Raw genomic sequence first — 17981 nt, 5'->3', positions numbered from 1 at the left:
GGAAGTACCCGTCACCGTGACTGCCGCAGCCATCACCGCCACCGCTTCGGCGCGGACACCGGACCGGGACCTGCCGGTGCCGGACCGGGAACGGTGGCAGCCACTGAGGTCCGGGCTGGTGGACATCTTCTACTACGACCAGGAGGAGTTCCACTTCCACGGCGGCAGTCTGCTGTTGCGCGGCAACAACGGCACCGGCAAGTCGAAGGTCCTCGCGTTGACCGTACCGTTCCTGTTGGACGGTGAGCTGGCACCGTACCGGGTGGAGCCCGACGGAGACCCACACAAACGGATGGAGTGGAACCTGCTGCTCGGCGGCCGGCACCCGCACCCGGAGCGGACCGGCTACACCTGGCTGGAGTTCGGCCGCCGCGACGCCGACGGAACCGCCCGCTACCTGACCATCGGCTGTGGACTGAAAGCGGTGGCCGGGCGCGGAATCGCCCGGCACTGGTACTTCACCACCAGCCAACGGATCGGCGCCGATCTGCAGTTGCTCACCCCCACCGGTACGGCGTCCACCCGGGACCGGCTGCGGGACGCGATCGGCCCGGCCGGGATGATCTACGACCGGGCCGTCGACTACCGGCGGGCGGTCGACGAGGCACTGTTCGGCCTGGGTGACCGGTACGACGCACTGGTGTCCTTGCTGATCAAGCTGCGGCAGCCGCAGCTGTCGAAGCGTCCGGACGAGAAGACCCTGTCCCGGGCGCTCGGCGACGCGCTGCCACCGCTGGACGAGAACCTGATCGCCCAGGTCGCCGAGGCGTTCCGGGGGCTCGACGACGAGCGGGAGACGCTGACCGAGCTGCGGGAGACGAAGAAGGCCGCCGACGACTTCCTCACCCGTTACCGGCAGTACGCGCGGATCGCGACGAAGCGCAAGGCCGCGATGCTGCGGCAGCAGCACAGCCGGTACGAGCAGCTGGGCCGCGAGCTGGGCGAGGCGCAGCGGGCGCACGAGCAGGCTGACCAGGCGGTACGCGAGGCCGAGGTCCAGCTGGCGGCGCTGGACGCGCGCGGCACCGAGTTGGAGGCGCGGCGGCGGGCCCTCGCCGAGAGCCCGCAGGCACGCACCGCCGAGCATCTGCGTCGGCTGCGGGAGGCGGCCGATCAGTTGGCCGCGTTCGCCGACCGGCAGGCTAAACGCCTGCGTGACGTCGAGGCGGAGGCGGCGCAGACCCGGCGTACCGCCGAGCAGACCGCCGAGGAACTGCAGACTGCCCAGGAGGAGGAGGCGGCGGCGCGGACCCGGGTGGCGGACGGCGCGGTGGTTGCGCGGATCGCCGACCGGCACCGAGACCGGGTCCTCACCGCTCTGCCGGACGAGCTGCGCGGCGACCGGCCCCAACCCCGGCTGGCCGACGGCCCGGCCGGTGGGCTCGACGAGGCGCGCCGGGCCGCCGACCAGCTGGTCGCAGACCGGCGGGCCGCGCTGCGTACCCTCGATCGGCTCCGTACCGCCGCCGAGCTGGCCCGGATCCGGGCCGATCGCGCCCGGGAAGAGGTCGACCGGCTCGATGCCGAGATGGCGGCGGCCGACGAAGCGGTCACCGACGCCGAGACCGTCGCCGCCGAGCAGGGCGAGACCCTGGTACGGCGGACCGGCGAGTACCTGACCGGGCTCGTCGAGCTGTCGATCGCTGACCCGGAGGCGGTGCTCGGCCGGTTGGACTCGTGGGTGAGCACCCTGGACGGGGACAACCCGGCAGCCCGGGAGGTGACCGCCGCCAGCCGGGCGGCCGCCGAGGCGATCGCCCGAGCCGACGCGGCGGTGGAGGCCGAGCAGCGGCGGGTCGCCGACCGGGTCGGAGAGATCGACGCCGAGTTGCGTCGGCTGACAGACGGGGCGCACCAGCCGCCGCCGGCACCGCACACCCGGTCCCCGCAGGTACGCCTCGACCGACCGGGTGCGCCACTGTGGCGGGTCGTCGACTTCGTCGAAGACGTGCCACCGCAGGTGCGCGCCGGCATCGAGGCGGCGTTGGAGGCCGCCGGGGTGCTCGACGCGTGGATCGACCCGGACGGCATGGTCCGGGACCCGGACAGCGGCGACGCGCTGCTGCGTCCTACCGTCGAGGTGGCGACGAACCTCGGCACGCTGCTGCGCCCGGCCATCGACGACGCCGACCCGTACGCCGCCGCGTTGACCGGGCGGACCGTCGCCGCCGTTCTCGCCGCGATCGGCCTCGGCGCGGACTCCGGCGCGCCGACCTGGGTCGGCACCGACGGCGGCTTCGGCATCGGCGTCGTCACCGGGCGGTGGACCAAACCGGACGCGGAACACATCGGCGACGGTGCCCGGGAGGCGGCCCGCCGGGCCCGGATCGCCGCGCTGCGCGCCGAGGCCGATGAACTCGCCACCGTGTCGGCCGATCTCGCCGAGCGGCGCGCCACACTGGCCGATCGCCGGCAGACGGCCGGCCAGGAAACCGAGAGTCTCCCCTCCGACCAGCCACTGCGCGAGGCGCACACCCTGGTCCGTGGTGCCCACCAGCTGCGCCGGGACACCGCCGGCCGGCGTGGCGAGGCGGCGGCGCGACACCGTACGGCGGTCTCGGCGGCGCGGACGGCGCTGGCCGAGGCGACCGAGTTCGCCGACGACGTGGGTCTGCCCCACGACGCCGACGGGCTGGCCGAGGTCCGCGACGGGCTGCAGAACTACCAGGTGACGCTGGCCGCCTGGTGGCCCACCCTGACCGGGGTACGCGACGCGACGCGACGCCGTGCCGAGGCGTTTCGCACGTACGAGGAGAAGCAGGAGCAGCTCGAACCGGCCGCGATCGAGGCGGCTGAGGCCGCCGAGACGGCCCGGCTGGCCCGGGTGGAGTTCGAGACGTTGGACGCGACCGCCGGCGCGACCGTTGCCGAGCTGGAACGCCAGCTCCGCGAGGTGGCCGACGCCGAACACGCGTGTCAGCGGGAAAGCCGGGAGACCCGGCAGCGCGAACGCGACGCCTGGGGTGCCCGGGGCGACGCCGACGGGCGACGGGACCGGCTGACCGGCGAGCTGGCGGAGGCCACCGCCACCCGGGACGCCGCCGTCGAGGTGCTGCGGGCCTTCGCTGACACCGGCCTGATCGCCCTGGCCTGCCCCGAGCAGGAACTCCCGGACACCCGACAGCTGTGGGCGACGACCCCGGCGGTCGCCGTGGCGCGCGGCGTCGACCGGCTGCTCGCCGACGTCGACGACGGCGACCGCCCCTGGGAACGCATCCAGCACCAGGTCAGCCTCGACATGAAGGTGCTCACCGACAGCCTGTCCCGACACGGACACCAGGTGCTGCCCGCCGTCCGAGAGGACACCATGATCGTCGAGGTGGTGTTCCAGGGGCACAACCGCTCCGTCGCGGACCTGTCCGCCGCCCTGGTCACCGAGATCGACGAACGGCAGCGGGTGCTCTCCGCCCACGAACGGGAGGTGCTGGAAACCCACCTGGTCAACGAGGTCGCCGGGGCGTTGCAGGAGCTGGTCGCCGGAGCCGAGCAGCAGGTGGCGACGATGAACGACGAGTTGCAGGACCGGCCCACCTCCACCGGCATGCGGCTGCGGCTGCTGTGGCGGCCCACCCGCGACGCCCCGCCCGGCCTGACCGAGCTGCGCGCCCGGCAGCTGCGGCAGAGCACCGACGTGTGGAACGACGCCGACCGGCGGGCGATCGGCGATTTCCTGCAGGAGCAGATCAGCCGGGAACGACTGCGGGACGAGGCGGCCACCTGGCACGAGCAGCTCACCCGGGCGCTGGACTACCGGGCCTGGCACGAATTCGCGATCCAGCGCCACCAGGACGGGCAGTGGCGGCCGGCCACCGGCCCCGCTTCCGGCGGTGAGCGGGTGTTGGCCGCCAGCATTCCGCTGTTCGCCGCCGCCTCCTCGTACTACGGCTCGGCGGGAAACCCGTACGCGCCTCGGTTGATCGCCCTCGACGAGGCGTTCGCCGGGGTCGACGACGACTCCCGGGCCAAGTGCCTCGGGCTGCTCGCCACCTTCGATCTGGACGTGGTGATGACCAGCGAACGGGAGTGGGGCTGCTATCCGCAGGTGCCCGGACTGGGCATCGCGCAGCTTGCCCGGCACGACGGCATCGACGCCGTCCTGGTCACCCCGTGGCGGTGGGACGGGCGGGAACGGCACCGGATGCGTCGCGTCGAGTTGTCAGTGCCGCAGCAGCGGCCGACCCGACCGGACGGCGAACCGGACCCGGCCGGGCCGGACCGGGCCGGACCTGACGGCGCGGCGCAGCCCGGCCTGTGGTCCGCCGAGTGACCGGGCCGGACCTTGATCGGCTGCGCCGTCAACTCGGCGCGGCCGACACCGAACGGGTCGTCCAGCGGCTGCGCCAGCGGATGGCCCAGGGCCGGCCGCTGACCGGTACCATCTCGCTGAGCCAGCCGACGCCGGCTGAGCGGCTGGCAGTGCAACGACTGCTGGGGCGCCCACCCGGCCGGGGCACGTCGTTGACGGTCAACCTCGATGACCTCGACCAGGTGGTCCGCCGCAGCGGCCTGCACCCGGGCGGGTTGGCCGCCGCCGTCGAGACCCTCGCCGGGCCGGTGCCGGTGATCGCCGAGGTCCGCGCCGCCGAGGACGCCGCCTGGCGTACCGCGCTGGCGCCGTTGGACCGGCTCGGCCGCCGCGCGCCCGACCTGGCCGATTGGTGCGGCGATCGTGCGACGCTCACGCTGCTTCGTCGACTGTCCGGTACGCCGGACGCGGCGGGCCGGCTCGTCGAGCACCTGGTGGCGGTGGTGGCGGCGTTGCCCGCCGACGGGACCCCGCTGGCCCGGCTCGCCGCGCACACCATCGGCGACGCGCACGCCCTCGACGCCGACCGTCCGCTGGCCACGCTCGTGCTGTCGGCCGTACGCGCCGTCTGGTGGCCCGGCGACGACGAACCGACCTCCCCGGCGCAGCGGCGGCGGGCGCTGTGGGACAGCGCCGGCGTCCTCGTCGACGAACTCTCGTCGACCGTGCTGACGCTCAACGTGGCGGCGAGTCCGGGTTGCCAGCTGTACGCGCTGACCGTGCCCGCCGCGACGACCGGTGAGCCGCTCGTGCTGACCCTGCGCCAACTCGGCCGGGAACGACCGACTTTCCCGGCCGACACCGTCTTCGTTTGCGAGAACCCGACCGTGCTGGCCGCGGCGGCCGACCTGCTCGGTCCGGCGTGTCCGCCGCTGGTCTGCGTCAACGGTCAGCCGAGCACGGCGGCGCTGCGGCTGCTGGCCGGCCTCGCGGCCAGCGGCGCACGGTTGCGTTACCACGGCGACTTCGACTGGGGCGGCGTACGGATCGCCAACCTGTTGCGCTCCCGGATGCCGTGGCAGCCGTGGCGCTACGACGCCGCCGCCTACCGGACGGCGGCGATGGGCACCTCGGCGGGAACGGTGGGTGCCAGGCCGGGAACGCTGACCGGCCAACCGGTCGACGCCAGCTGGGACGGCGAACTGACCGCCCTGATGCGCCGGCACGGTGTGCGCGTCGAGGAGGAGCTGGTCCTGGACACCCTCCTCGCCGACCTGTCCACAGTCCGGTGACACCGACCGGGCCAGCCGTCGGACAGGACCTTGTCGAGGGTGGCGCACGGGCTGTGGAACGCCGCCGCGCTCAGCACGGTCCTCGTCAGCTACGGCTGAGCAGGGCGTGCGAGCCCGCTCTCACCCGGTTCGGACCAGCTGCCGGTCACCGCCGGATCGCCGTACGGACGAGGCCGGCGACGGCCCGGGACCGGTTGTCCGGCAGCCAGGCCAGCACGGTCGTGACGTGCGGCGCGTCGGTCAACGGTACGGCGGTGTGCGCGCTCCACAGCCACGACCGGGACGAGGCACAGAGCACCGCCATCGTGTGCCCGAGGGCGATCAGCTGGGCCAACTGCGACTGGTCGTGGATTTCCGGCCCCGGCCCCGGCTCGTACGTACCGTCGGGGCGCGGCCAGCGGGCGAGCGGCAGCCCCGGCACGTCACTGACGTCGGCCATGGTCAGCGACGTACGGGTGGTGAGCGGATGCCCGGCCGGCAGGATCGCGACCTGTTGCTCGGTCAGCAGATCCTCGGTGTCGAGCCCGGCGAGCGAGTCGAACGGCCGCTGCATGAGCGCGACGTCGGCGCGGCCGTCGCGCAACATCCGGGCCTGATCGCCCAGGCCGCACAGCACGACGTCGATCTCGGCGGCGTCGGGTTCGGCGGCGTGCGCGTCGAGCAGCTTCTGCAGCAGTTCGTGGCCCGCGCCGGCCTTCGTGACCAGGGTCAGCCGGTGGACACCGGCGGCGGCGCGGCGGGTACGCCGGGCGGCTGCGGCGGTGGCGGCCAGGATCGCGCGGGCCTCGTCGAGCAGCACCTGACCGGCGTCGGTCAGCGCCACGCCCCGCCGGTCGCGGTCGAGCAGGGTGACGCCGAGCCGACGTTCCAGCTGGGCGATCGCGCGGGACAGCGGCGGCTGGGCGATGCCGAGCCGGTCGGCCGCTCGGCTGAAGTGCAGCTCCTCGGCGACCGTGACGAAATATCGCAGCTCACGGGTCTCCAGCGTGTCCACGCCGACAACGATACGTCGGTGATACCCACCGGGTATGACAGCAGCACCGAAACGGTGTAACGACGGTGTCGATCGCCGCGCCACCATCGGCGTCATGACCGACACGAAGACCGCGCTGGTCACCGGCGCGAACAAGGGACTGGGCTACGAGATCGCCGCCGGGCTCGGCGCGAAGGGCCACCGGGTGGCGGTGGGCGCGCGCGACGCCGCCCGTGGCGAGGCGGCCGTCAAGGCGCTCCGCGCGGCCGGCGTCGACGCGTTCGCCGTACCGCTGGACGTCACCGACGACCGCAGCGTCGCCGAAGCCGCACGACTGATCGAACGTACCGCTGGCGGACTGGACGTCCTGGTCAACAACGCCGGCATCTCCGGGGAGACCGGGCCGGGGTGGGAGCAGGACCCGACCACGCTCGACATCGACGCCGTACGCGAGATCGTCGACACCAACGTGTACGGCGTGATCCGGGTGACCAACGCGATGCTGCCCATGCTGCGTCGGTCGCCGTCGCCGCGCATCGTCAACGTCTCCAGCAGCGTCGCTTCACTGACCTGGCAGTCGGACCCGGACATCAACGTCGGCCCGATCATGGCGGCCTACTCGCCGACGAAGACGTACCTCAACGCGATCACCGTGCACTACGTACGGCACCTCGCCGACACCGACATCCTGATCAACGTCGCCTGCCCCGGCCTGGTCGCCACCGACTTCACCGGCGGTGTCGGACGTCCGGTCAAGGAGGCCGCCGCCACCCCGATCCGGCTGGCCACGCTGCCCGACGGCGGCCCGACCGGCACGTTCGTCAACGACGACGGCGTCATCCCCTGGTGACGCCGCCGCTTGGCGACCCCCGTCGCTGGTGACTCCGCGCGGATCAGCGGAGTCACCAGCGACGGACCGACCAGGGCTAGGCCGGCACGCCCGGCTGCTGGTTACCGGCGTCGTCGGTCTTGACCCGCTGGAAAGCGTCGGCGAAGCGCCGCTTCAGATGAGCCCGGCGGCGGCGTACCGGCCGATCAGGGTGGCGGCGCCGGGACCGAGCACGGCGGCGACCAGCGCGGATCGGCACGGCCCCGATTCCGGCGGCGGTGGTGGCGGCCGCGCTGATGGTGGCCCAGGCCATCTTGCGTTTGTGCGCGATGTCGTACCTCTGTAACGCCGACAGGGTTCGGCGCGCGGCCTCCGGCAACACCTCGGCGGTACGGTTGATCAGTTCGGCCACCCCGTGCGCGGGCCACCACGGCGTCGCGATCGCGGACGTGAACACGACCCGGTTGCTGGGTGACAGCGGCAGGTTCAGGTCCTCGATCTTCTTGCCGAATTCGAGCGCGTCGGCGGCTAACCGGGGATGGACTACATCCGTCCGCTGCTCGCCTGGATCGACGAGCGGGTCAGCCGGCCGTAGACCGTCCAGTAGGATCGGTCGAGCCGTCGCGCCGGTGGTACGACAGCCGGCTGTTCGGGCGTACGGATCGGGATCCGGAGGTTTTCGTGGTCGACCACGACGGCGCGTTGTCCAGCCGGCTCGACACGTCGGTGCCGCATCCGGCCCGCCGATACAACTACTGGCTCGGCGGCAAGGACAACTTCGCCGTCGACCGGGCCTCGGCGGACCAGATCGCGGCGGCTTGGCCGAGCGCGCCGATCGCCGCCCGGGAGAACCGTCGTTTTCTGGGGCGGGCGACTCGGTTCCTGGCCGGTGAGGTCGGCATCCGGCAGTTCCTCGACATCGGCACCGGCTTGCCGACCGCCGACAACACGCACGAGATCGCGCAGGCGATCGCGCCGGAGTCGCGGGTGGTGTACGTCGACAACGATCCGATGGTGATGGTGCACGCCCGGGCCCTGTTGACCAGCACCCCGCAGGGCAGGACGTCGTACATCGAAGCTGACCTGCGCGAGCCCGGCGAGATCCTGCATCATCCTGATCTGCTCGCCACCCTGGACCTGTCCCGGCCGGTGGGGCTGATGCTCGTCGCGGTGCTGCACTTCCTGCCCGGTGCGGGGGCGGCGGCACCGGTCGTCGCCGAGCTGGTCGACGCGCTGCCGTCGGGCAGCTACCTGGCCGTCACCAACGCGACCAAGGATTTCCTGCCGGCGCCGATCGCGGCGGTCTACGACAAGATGTTGGCCGCCGGGCAGACCGACATCTGGCCCCGGGACCGCGCCGAGTTCGCCGCGTTGTTCGAGGGCTTGGACCTCGTACCGCCCGGGATCGTGCCGGTGAGCGACTGGCGCACCGACGACGAGCCCCGGCCCCGCCCGGGGGCGTCCGACGTCTCGATGTACGGCGCGGTGGCCCGGATTCCCTGATCGCCAGGCCCGGTCGGCGGGCTCGGTCGCCAGGCCCGGGTGGCCCGGGTGGCCCGGGAGGCGATACTCGTTTCTGCCGTGATCCCCTTGGGGGATCATGATCCCCCAAGGGGATCACGGCAGAAAAGACATCCGCCTCCAGCAGCGGCAATACTCGGGAACTACGGTCACCGCCGATGCGAGACCCTCGTTCGCTGCCGGCGCGACTACTCGGTCCAGACGTTCAGCGCCCAAATGCTGCGGCCGACGACGGGCTTTGGTCGTCAGCCCACGACCTGACTACCCGGGTACGCCCGGCGGGGGAGTCCAGCCGCCCGCGTTCACCGGCAGGTGGAGCCGGTGCCGCTCAAGTGGGAGCCGGAACGCCGCCGCCCGGCTCCGGATGGGGCCGGTTGCACTGTCCATCTAGGCTCGACATCTTCGACTCCCGCGCGTACGTCCTGGATCGGCTCAACGAGGAGTACGACCCACCAGCGGCCGTCTCCGACCTGCCGGGCCGCTACTCCGCCTCCTGACCGACCCGACCGCGAACTCGTTGACGACTGTCCCTCGTTAGCGCGGTGCTCTACCGATCGCAGCAACAGGGGAACGGGTGGTAGCGCTCCTTGGTGCCGACGGTAACCCCGACGCCCGACCTCGTCAGCGAGGCGTTTCTGGTGGCCTGGCGACGCCTGCCGGACGTGCCGGCCACCGACCCGCTGCCCTGGCTGTACGCCACCACCCGGCACCTGATCGGCAACGAGATCCGAGGCCGGGAGCGGCAGGCGAGGCTGACGACCCGGCTGGGCGCGGTCGTCGAGACGGTCACGGCCGACCACGCCGACGTCGTGATCGACCAGGTACGGGTACGCCACGCGCTGGCACAACTGTCCGAAGCAGACCAGGAGGCGCTGCGGCTGGCCGCCTGGGAAGGGCTCGACGCCACCGCCGCCGCCACCGTCATGGGGTGCAGTCGTACCGCGTACAAGGTGCGGTTGTTTCGGGCCCGGCGGCGCCTGGCGGCCGTGTTGGCGCCGACCGCGACCAGGACGCCTGCGGACGCCGCGCTCTCCCCGCTGGCAAACGAAGGAGGACAATGATGGAGACCGATCGATTGATGTGCGGCGCGGATCCCGTCGCGGACTGGCGGGTGGACGCCGAATCGTCTCAGGCGGCCCCGGCGGTACCACCCCCGCGTACGCGGTGACCACGAACCCGGACGGCTCGGTGGAGCTGATCGTGGAGTGGGACCGGCTTGATGATCCAGCTGGTCTCGCCGCCGACCTGCGCCAAGCCGGCGTACCGACCGAGGTACGCACCGGGCTGCCGGAGCGCTTCTGCCCCGGTGTCGATGCCCGGGGCTACACGAGTGAGGCGCTCAACCGGCTCGGGCCCGAGGGCAAACCGGTCTCCACCGACGGGTACACCATGCAGCCGGAGCTGTTCCCCGACGGAAGTATCCTGGTCATTTCGACGTATGCCGACACGCAGACGCAGGTCTTCTACACGATGATGTACCTCGCGCCGGCCGCCTCCACCTCATGCACCTTGACCGGCACACTGGGAGAATGCGCTTAACTGGGCCCAGCCCGCACCCGACCAGGATCATGTGGCCACAACCAGCCGAGTGAGCGTTTGTCGGCCGTCCGAAGGCGGTGCGGGGCGGGCGGACAACACCAGCCACCAGCCGTACGATCGTGCGGTTACGCCCCTGCGATTCGCATCCGTCAGTGGTAGAGCCGGCACGCCACGGCCGGTCAGCCGGGGGTGAGCAGGCAGAATTCGTTGCCTTCCGGGTCGGCGAAGACCCTCCACGGGATGTCGTCTCGGCCGAGATCGACAGGGGCGGCGCCGAGGGCACGCAGTCGGGCCGCTTCGGCGTCGAGGTCGTCATCCGGGTACGGGCGGACGTCGAGGTGGACGCGGTTCCACCCAATTTTCACGTCCGGCGTACGGACGAACTCCAGGTACGGGCCGACACCAGCGGCGGAGCGCAGCCGCGCGGTGTCGTCGGTCACCTCGTACAGGGTCCAGTCCGTGACCTGGCTCCAGAAGCGGGCCATGGCTCGCGGGTCCACGCAGTCGACCACGACCGCGGCGATCGGCCCGGTGTCTGCGTAGATCGGCCGGGGCTCCAACACGCAGAACTCGTTGCCTTCCGGGTCGGCCAGGACGGTCCACGGCACGTCACCCTGGCCGATGTCGACGGGGGTCGCGCCGAGCTTCCGCAGCCGGGCGACCAGCTCTGCCTGATGGGCCGTCGAGGTGGTGGCGAGGTCGAGGTGTACGCGGTTCTTCACCGTCTTGGGTTCCGGTGAGACGACCAGGTCGATGCAGACGGCAACCGGGTCGGGGTAGACGAAGCCTTCGGGTTCGAGGTTGGTCACGCCCGGTCCCTCGCTGGAGACTTCCCAGCCGAGCACGTCCGCCCAGAAACCGCCCAACGCGGAGTCGCTCCGGGCCTTCATGTTGATCTGCACCAGCCGCGTAACCACCCCGACGATGTTATAGGGATTTCGGCATGGCGAGCTGGCAGGTATGGACAGTGTGTAGGCTCCGCTATCGTCCGACCATGTATTCCGTCGCCACATCGTGGAGATCGGCCATATCCGTCCCGTGTCAGTCAGGAAGCGGCACCGCCACCACCGTCATCAGGGTGTTCAGACCGGCGAAGTCGTCGGGATTGGTGGTGTAGAGCGGTAGGCGGTTTCCGATGGCGACACTCGCGATCATGAGATCAGCCGTCCGTGCTCTCGGCTTGCGACCTGCCGCCAGCACGGCCGCGACCACTCTGCCGAACGCTCGTGCCGCCTCCGCGTCGAACGGCAGCGCATCGAACTCGGATTCGGCCCGCTGAAGTACGTCCAACCGGCGGGCGCGCTCGGCTGGATCATCGGTGTGATGCGGACCTGCCGACAGCTCCGCGAGGGTGACGCTGCTGATCGACATCGTGTCCGGCAGCCGGGCATGGTCGATCTGCCGGCGCAGGATAAGGATGTTGGTGTCGAGTAGGCCGTGCGTCTCAGACTTCATACGGGTCCCGGAGGCCACCGTCCATGGCGCTGTCTGCGTCGGCACGGAACCGCGCAGCATCCATGACCGGTGCGTTGGCTGACACGCCCGCGAACTGCTCACGGGTGACCACCCGGTGCCGACGCAGCGGGATCAGCTCGCCGATGGGGGTGCCGTTGCGAGTGACGATGAACGACTCACCGTGCTCCACCGCATCCATGATCTGTCCCGATTTCGCCCGGAGATCCCGTTGAGTGAGTTCCGCTGCCACACCGGAAGCCTAGCATGGTGTAGCACGGGGTGCTACACGGTGGCACTCGCCGCGCGGACGACAGATGCCCGCGCCATCGGCAGCCGGCGGGTGCGGGCTTACGCCGCCGTCGTGAGCTGCCGCCGCCGGTACGGAACGCGATGCTGCGTCACCCGTCGCCCAGGATTCGCGGCGTGCTGGCCCGCTAGACGGCGTTACCCGCAGGCAAGCCACCATGTCGTACGGGTCAGTCCGTACGGACGTCGATGCTGTCTTCGGTGAGCCAGCCCAGCAGTTGCCCGAACGTGGGGTCGGTGGCACGGTCGGGCCGGTCCAGGTGCTCCCGAGCCACGGTCGAGTGCCGCCAGACCAGCCTGAACGGCGACGCCGCGCCCCAGCCGCCTCGGGCGCAGTCGTGTAGCGCGTCGGGGTTCGAGCCGAAGTAGCCGCCCGGCCCGTTGACCGCTTCACCGATGGCGCAGTAGAAGCCTCCGACGTCGGTGACGTTCCGTCCGTCGACCTCGTAGATGCTGCCGGCCGGCTTGTCCGGGGCGTCGTGGCGGTGGTACGCCAGCGCTGTCATCGTCCACTGGTGCCGGAGATCGCGGTCGTAGCCCGCCCATCGGCCGGGTTTGGCCGGTCGGCCGGATCGCCAGAGCTCCCAGATGCTTCGTGCCCCGTACGGCATGGGATTGGCGATGGGGGTGTCGAGGGTGACATCGACCAGACCACCGCCGAGGGCCGATGGGCGGACCGCCGTCACCGCACCTTGGAGATGGACGCCGACCACCTTGGTTGCGCTGCCGTCGTCTGCCAGGCTGGCGATGGAGGCACGAATCCGCCGGCGCCAGGCCGCCCCACCAGGGTTGCCCACGTCGAGAGCTAGCGCGTCGAGAGCACGTCCCATCGGCGGCATCGGCTGGCATCCGAGCAGCACCGCCGGCCGAGCCACCGCTAGCGAGGGGGACTGGCTCTCGTCGAACAGCCCCTCGATGTCGACGCACGCGGCGATCGCCTTGCTCGGGCTGTCCTCGTCTTCGTCCTCGTCGACCAGCAACCAACGAAACGGCGGCGTACGGTGCCAGAGCCGCAGTAGCTCTCCAGATGCCCTGCCACCAGCCATGGAGCGACCGTACCGGGTGCACCGCACTGCCCGGAGCCGATCGTCGCCGCGCTCGTCGAGGGCCCCGATCCGGCGTTTCCTGCTGTCGGACGACAGGTTTCGTGCGATCCCGGTGGTTCAGTCATCGTCTGGTAACCGCAACAGACACATGGGTACGGGCAGCCCCATGCGTCTGGATCAGTCGGTGTCACTGGCAGCCAGCACTGCCAGTCGCCGCCGGTCCGGTGACACCACTGCCAGACCGATGTCCCAGGCGATGTTGTCGAACCATGCGGTGGAGCGGGCGAACGAAAACCACGAGCAGCGATGCGCCAGCGTCTCGACGTCACCGGCAGGGGCGTCGTGCGCGGCACCGGCCAGCGCCGCAACGGACCGCCAGGCCAGCAACCTTCCGTACGCTCCGTACTCGCCGCGGTTGTACGCGCCCCCGGTCGACGCCGCTGAGAACAACTGCTGCCATGCCTGCAGCGCCGAGCATGCGCCGAGTCCGGTTGTCATGCCCTGGGCGCATTCCAGGCCGACGCTCACCAGCGCATCACCGACCGCGTCCGGCGGGAGGTCGTCGTCGAACGCGAACGTCCGTGCCTCGATACGGCCGTTGGATTCGTCGGCCCAGTTGTGGACCGCCGCACTGAGCGGGACCGCCTCGTTGGATGCGGTCGTCTCCTGCCAACGGGGAACAGGACCGTGCCCGTGAACGGGCTCCGCCGCCATGGCTGGTAGGTCCTGGCTTTCCCCTCCGATGTGGTACCGGGGAAGGCCGGGGCGTCCTTCGATCGGAGTCAACGACAACGGAAGCCAGCCGAGCGGATGATGGCGCCAATGCGGCGAGACAGCCCATCGATGGTGTACCTCGGCTCCGCGCAACACCAGTTCCTGCAGCAGGCAGGCCCGCAGCTCCTCCGATCTGCCCGCGTCGAACACGACGTCCAAGTCGGCGACGGTGTGGGCCGAAGCGAGCAGGGACGCGGCGTACCGGACCTGGCGACGGTCCTGCACGACGGCGATCAGCCGGACAGCCTGGTCGATCGCCCCTGGCGTCAAAGTCAGCAGCCGCAGCGTCCGGTCGAAAAAGCTGCGGTACTGCCACGGCGCTGTCGGGTCGCCCCCGTACCTGCGCCACGCCGCGATGCCGAGATCCGCGACGAAGCGCGCGTCGCCGGCACTGAGATTCTGCTCGGCGAGCTCCCACACCCCCGTCACGTCGCCCAGCTCGGCGAGGCCAGCCACAATGCTCCGGGGATCGTCAATGCTCCGGGGATCGTCATCCACGCCGAGGACCCTAGCCCGCGTGACCTCGTATCGGGATGCCGGCGAGTCTGATCGACCACTGCGCCCGGCAGCAGCATGGGTCAGCAGAGGAGGTCGCCGCAGTACATGAGGATGGCGGCCGAGGCGTGCCTGGTCGCGCTCTGTCCGTCTTTGCTGTAGGTGACCGTGGCGTCGATGAAGTGATCCTGGTTGTTCGACACGGCCACCGCGCACGATGACGACGTGGAGGTGCAACCGGTGATCACGTGCTGGTAGGTCCCGCTGATGTTCCACGAGTAGGTGTACCCGCCGCCCGATTGGTTGAGGACCGCGAAGCCGACATTGTAGGAATATGCAGGAACCGTGTTGAGGCAGTAGGTCCGCCAAATGGCATCTGACCCCGGCACCACGCGGCAGCCAAAGGTCTCGTTGCCGAACGCCTGAGCGGGTGTCGCGGCGACCAGTGTCGACGATCCGGCGACCAGAAAAGCCACGGCGAAGAATGCCAGGACGCGTCGCAGATAGCGCCTCATGAATCTCCAATGATCGCGCTGAAGGGGATCCTCCGAGGAACCGGGAGGCTTCGAAGTCTAACTATCTACCCGCTCTTGGGCAAGATGTGAGTGATGAGACGCGTACCCGCAGTAATGATCACCTCGTGCTGCCGCAGGCTCTGGTCGGCACGCCGCGAGGGGGTGCGGTGGTCGCAGGATCATCGCGTTCTGCGGTAACTGCTGGTCGCGGCTCGGACCGCACCGCCCTGTCCCTGCTCCGCTGCTCCCCGAGTGGGCAGGCCAGACGTGACAGCTACCTGTGCCGGGCCGACACCTCGCGGGAGCGGGATCCTGAGCGACGGATATCCGTCACCGGCGCTGTGCCGCTGGGTCCGGTCGGAGCGCTCATGGTCCGACGACACGTCCGTCCCGATCGCGCAAGGATAGGGCGAACCGACCGCGTCCGCTTCCTGGGAGCCAACATGACTACGCCGTTCGATTCCACCGCCGACACACTCCGGCACAGCCTGCGCGTCGCTGACCTCATGAGCTCGCCGATCAAGGAACTGCTCGACCGGTCCATCCGTCACGACCTGAGCAAGACCATCGAGCCGGAGCGGTCGACGTACGACGAGTTCGTGCCGAAGCTGAACACCGCGACGTACGGCAGCGAGGAGTACCAGGCCGTGGTGGCGGCGATGGGTGACGGCCTTGCCCACCACTACGCGAACAACCGGCACCATCCGGAGCACTTTCCCAACGGCGTCCGCGACATGACCCTGGTCGATCTGATCGAGATGCTTGCCGACTGGAAGGCGGCTGCCGAACGCGGCCGGGACGGCGACCTCGCACAGGCTCTGGAGATCCACTGCGAGCGGTTCGGCCTCGCGCCCCAACTGATGGACATCCTCAGAAACACGGCTCGCCACTACGGTTGGCTCCCGGCCCGGCCAGGCCGCGACCTGCCGACCGAATAGCCAGCCACCGCAACGTCGCACTGCGAGTGAGGCTCGCCGTGTTTGTCGTGTCCGGTGCTACCGGCCGTACCGCCGTCGCAATGCGCCTGGTGGGTGTTATTGTCGAAGCAGCGCTACAAGCCGTCCGGGCTGCGGAAGCGGGTGTTGCGGGAGCTGGAGTTGTGGCTACACCAGTGGTACGCCGACGAAGGTGCCGGCTATCCGGATCGCCGGCACAGTTCTACACCGACTTCATCAACACCGAGCTGTCCACCCTCAGCGCGGACCGCACCGCCCTGTCCCTGCTCTGCGGCCTCCCCGAGTAGGACCCGACACTGTCCGACCCTGTTGGACGGTGCCAGGGTTCGGTAGGTTCGGCTTGTGGCGGGAGGCGACGGAGCGGTGGTCAATGAGCGTTGACGATGTGAAGCGCACCGTCGAGCTGGGCAACGAAGCAGTCCGGCAGGGGTGCCAGATCCTTGAGCAGGCGCTCGCCGAAGCAGTGGAGGCGGGTGCTCTGGCTCGGGCCACGATGCATGACAGCACCCATGACGAGGTGGAGAAGGCAAAGGCGAAGGTTGACTCGTTGGAACGTGAGGTCGAGTTGGCGATCCGGCGGTTCGAGGCTGCGATGCAGAACGCGAACGAGTACGTGGCGAAGCTCTGATGTCTGGGACCCTGGGCGACGTGGTGGCACAGCTCTACGCCGGGCGTGAGCGTCTCATCGCGGCAGCCGTGACCGCCAACCGCGCACAAGCCGACGCCGACCAGGCAGCGGCTCACTACCCCGAAGCTGCTCAGGGAAGCGACGATAAGTCAATCAAGACGGCGATCAGCGAGGTAAAGATCGCTGGGGCTAAAGCCGACCGGGTCGCCGGAATCCTGAACGATATCTGCGAGCACATCGTCGAGTACGTCGGCCACATTGCTCCAGGTGTAGCGCCTCCGGCTGGACCCAGAATCGATGTCTCCGGCGAGCGGCTCGTAGAGGAAGCACAGGGGGCCGGCAGCCGGGCCGATCGATTCGCGCGCCGTTTCGTGCAGAAGGCCGACTCCTCTGAAGGTAAGTAGTCCCAAGTCCCGTGGGTGACGGTGTGTAACTCGGACAGTTGGTGTGGGGTCGGGCGGTCGTGATGGTGTTGGGTTGCGGCTTGTTGCCGAGCTACGTGCAGCTGCTCCGGTGAACGCGCACGAGATCGACGCCAACGCTGCTGAACTCTTGGTGAAGGCGGCACTCGATCCGGATGTCGAGTCGGACTTCGACCCCGAGATCGACGCCATGCTCGCCAGTGCTGTCGATACGGCAAATCGACTCTGATGCTCGGTAGGCTGCGACCTGAGCGCTTCAGAGCGCACGTCATCGAGTTCCGGTAGCGCGCTACAGGGAGAATGTCCGAGAAGGCAATTCCTGTCCCTGTGCATCAAATGTGCTTCTATCTCGCGCCATCAATATGTGATGCCGGTCGCATTTTGATCTGCTGGATGGACTTCTTGCCCGCCTGGGTAAGAAGGGCAAGAAGTAGTCCTATCAATGCTCCGGCGGAATTGTGAAGCACATCGCCTACGTCGCCGAGCCTTCCGGTGGCTGTCTGGAACGCCTCAATGAGCAGCGACATTGTCGTTAGAAAAAGTAGAACCCGACCGGGACTGCGCGTGGCGATTGTGGCAAAGTGGGTGACAGGTGTGAAGATCGCAATGTTAGCGACCTTTTCGGCAGAGTTCCCAAAATTGATGATAATGTACCAGATCAGGGAGGGGTCGGTAAACTGGCCAAGAAAGCTGCCAAGGGCACCGCTTGCTGGTGTTGAATAAGAAGATCCGGGAAATGGAAGGACTGATAGTACCAATATTGGAACTATTGATACGGCGGCCGCAGCGGCCGGTAGTACGGGAAATCCCTTCGATCGGGCAATTCTTAGTGAGATGGCGACAGCGAGTGCGGTCCCAACCGTCCAAGCCGTGATCGTTGTCGGACTAATCAGCCACTGAGCTAATAGCCACTGCTCTAACACGAAACCTCCACAATCGATGGCCTGGCCCTTCACTGGCCAGGCCATCATAGCTCCGATCTCA

At 69.6% G+C, this 17981-nt stretch carries 21 protein-coding genes; 12 read left to right on the top strand and 9 right to left on the bottom strand.

Annotated features, from left to right (window positions below):
- Positions 1-16 precede the first annotated feature (16 nt).
- Positions 17-4267: a TIGR02680 family protein gene (locus tag O7632_RS30435; RefSeq protein WP_278119326.1), complete on the top strand. Its 4251-nt coding sequence runs from the start codon at positions 17-19 to the stop codon at positions 4265-4267.
- Positions 4264-5538, top strand: a complete 1275-nt coding sequence (locus O7632_RS30430; RefSeq protein WP_278119324.1) for a TIGR02679 family protein — start codon at positions 4264-4266, stop codon at positions 5536-5538. Before O7632_RS30435 ends, O7632_RS30430 begins: the two co-directional genes overlap by 4 nt.
- A 145-nt stretch (positions 5539-5683) precedes the next feature.
- On the opposite strand, the gene O7632_RS30425 is transcribed toward O7632_RS30430, so the two are convergent.
- Positions 5684-6523, bottom strand: a complete 840-nt coding sequence (locus O7632_RS30425; protein ID WP_278120528.1) for a LysR family transcriptional regulator — start codon at positions 6521-6523, stop codon at positions 5684-5686.
- Between the two features lie 103 nt (positions 6524-6626).
- Between O7632_RS30425 and O7632_RS30420 the strand changes: the two genes are divergently transcribed.
- Positions 6627-7361 (top strand): SDR family oxidoreductase, encoded by a 735-nt coding sequence (locus O7632_RS30420; protein WP_278119322.1) that lies wholly within the window; start codon positions 6627-6629, stop codon positions 7359-7361.
- A 76-nt stretch (positions 7362-7437) separates the two neighbouring features.
- On the opposite strand, the gene O7632_RS30415 is transcribed toward O7632_RS30420, so the two are convergent.
- The gene (locus O7632_RS30415; RefSeq protein WP_278119320.1) at positions 7438-7797 is read right to left on the bottom strand and encodes a hypothetical protein; all 360 of its coding nucleotides are present in this window, start codon (positions 7795-7797) and stop codon (positions 7438-7440) included.
- Between the two features lie 224 nt (positions 7798-8021).
- Here O7632_RS30415 and O7632_RS30410 point away from each other — a divergent pair, with 224 nt between their 5' ends.
- From O7632_RS30410 to O7632_RS30395, 4 genes are all read left to right on the top strand, one after another.
- Positions 8022-8843: an SAM-dependent methyltransferase gene (locus tag O7632_RS30410; RefSeq protein ID WP_278119319.1), complete on the top strand. Its 822-nt coding sequence runs from the start codon at positions 8022-8024 to the stop codon at positions 8841-8843.
- Between the two features lie 350 nt (positions 8844-9193).
- A complete protein-coding gene (locus tag O7632_RS30405; protein ID WP_278119317.1) occupies positions 9194-9358 on the top strand; it encodes a hypothetical protein in 165 nt (54 codons plus the stop codon).
- Positions 9359-9451: 93 nt separating this feature from the next.
- The gene (locus tag O7632_RS30400; protein WP_278119316.1) at positions 9452-9922 is read left to right on the top strand and encodes a sigma-70 family RNA polymerase sigma factor; all 471 of its coding nucleotides are present in this window, start codon (positions 9452-9454) and stop codon (positions 9920-9922) included.
- 103 nt (positions 9923-10025) lie between these two features.
- Positions 10026-10400 (top strand): hypothetical protein, encoded by a 375-nt coding sequence (locus tag O7632_RS30395; RefSeq protein WP_278119314.1) that lies wholly within the window; start codon positions 10026-10028, stop codon positions 10398-10400.
- 179 nt (positions 10401-10579) lie between these two features.
- Here O7632_RS30395 and O7632_RS30390 read toward each other — a convergent pair whose 3' ends face one another.
- The 6 genes from O7632_RS30390 to O7632_RS30365 all read right to left on the bottom strand — a co-directional run bounded on the left by O7632_RS30390 (position 10580) and on the right by O7632_RS30365 (position 14991).
- Complete coding sequence (locus O7632_RS30390) at positions 10580-11317, bottom strand: VOC family protein (RefSeq protein WP_278119312.1); 738 nt, start codon at positions 11315-11317, stop codon at positions 10580-10582.
- 124 nt (positions 11318-11441) lie between these two features.
- On the bottom strand, positions 11442-11855 hold the full coding sequence (locus tag O7632_RS30385; protein WP_278119310.1) for a type II toxin-antitoxin system VapC family toxin: 414 nt from the start codon (positions 11853-11855) through the stop codon (positions 11442-11444).
- Entirely contained in the window at positions 11845-12105 is a 261-nt protein-coding gene (locus O7632_RS30380; protein WP_278119309.1) for a type II toxin-antitoxin system prevent-host-death family antitoxin, read from the bottom strand. Before O7632_RS30380 ends, O7632_RS30385 begins: the two co-directional genes overlap by 11 nt.
- Positions 12106-12331: 226 nt before the next feature.
- The gene (locus tag O7632_RS30375) at positions 12332-13207 is read right to left on the bottom strand and encodes a barstar family protein (protein ID WP_278119307.1); all 876 of its coding nucleotides are present in this window, start codon (positions 13205-13207) and stop codon (positions 12332-12334) included.
- A 177-nt stretch (positions 13208-13384) separates the two neighbouring features.
- Positions 13385-14479, bottom strand: a complete 1095-nt coding sequence (locus tag O7632_RS30370) for a DUF6183 family protein (protein WP_278119306.1) — start codon at positions 14477-14479, stop codon at positions 13385-13387.
- A gap of 80 nt (positions 14480-14559) precedes the next feature.
- Positions 14560-14991, bottom strand: a complete 432-nt coding sequence (locus O7632_RS30365) for a hypothetical protein (protein WP_278119304.1) — start codon at positions 14989-14991, stop codon at positions 14560-14562.
- A gap of 443 nt (positions 14992-15434) precedes the next feature.
- On the opposite strand from O7632_RS30365, the gene O7632_RS30360 reads away from it, so the two are divergent.
- From O7632_RS30360 to O7632_RS30340, 5 genes are all read left to right on the top strand, one after another.
- Positions 15435-15929 carry a DUF5662 family protein gene (locus tag O7632_RS30360; protein ID WP_278119302.1) on the top strand — a complete coding sequence of 165 codons (495 nt, stop codon included), beginning with the start codon at positions 15435-15437 and terminating at the stop codon, positions 15927-15929.
- 161 nt (positions 15930-16090) lie between these two features.
- Positions 16091-16234: a hypothetical protein gene (locus O7632_RS30355; protein WP_278119301.1), complete on the top strand. Its 144-nt coding sequence runs from the start codon at positions 16091-16093 to the stop codon at positions 16232-16234.
- An 83-nt stretch (positions 16235-16317) separates the two neighbouring features.
- Positions 16318-16575 (top strand): hypothetical protein, encoded by a 258-nt coding sequence (locus tag O7632_RS30350; RefSeq protein WP_278119299.1) that lies wholly within the window; start codon positions 16318-16320, stop codon positions 16573-16575.
- 20 nt (positions 16576-16595) lie between these two features.
- Positions 16596-16979, top strand: coding sequence for a hypothetical protein (locus tag O7632_RS30345; RefSeq protein ID WP_278119297.1), 384 nt, complete (start codon positions 16596-16598; stop codon positions 16977-16979).
- A 109-nt stretch (positions 16980-17088) separates the two neighbouring features.
- Positions 17089-17226 carry a hypothetical protein gene (locus tag O7632_RS30340; protein ID WP_278119296.1) on the top strand — a complete coding sequence of 46 codons (138 nt, stop codon included), beginning with the start codon at positions 17089-17091 and terminating at the stop codon, positions 17224-17226.
- A gap of 115 nt (positions 17227-17341) precedes the next feature.
- On the opposite strand, the gene O7632_RS30335 is transcribed toward O7632_RS30340, so the two are convergent.
- Positions 17342-17920 carry a VanZ family protein gene (locus tag O7632_RS30335; protein ID WP_278119294.1) on the bottom strand — a complete coding sequence of 193 codons (579 nt, stop codon included), beginning with the start codon at positions 17918-17920 and terminating at the stop codon, positions 17342-17344.
- Positions 17921-17981: the final 61 nt, after the last annotated feature.

The sequence above is a fragment of the Solwaraspora sp. WMMD406 genome (assembly GCF_029626025.1).
Lineage (GTDB): Bacteria > Actinomycetota > Actinomycetes > Mycobacteriales > Micromonosporaceae > Micromonospora_E.
Note: the sequence above shows the minus strand (reverse complement) of the source record. Positions and strands in the feature narration are given on the sequence as shown.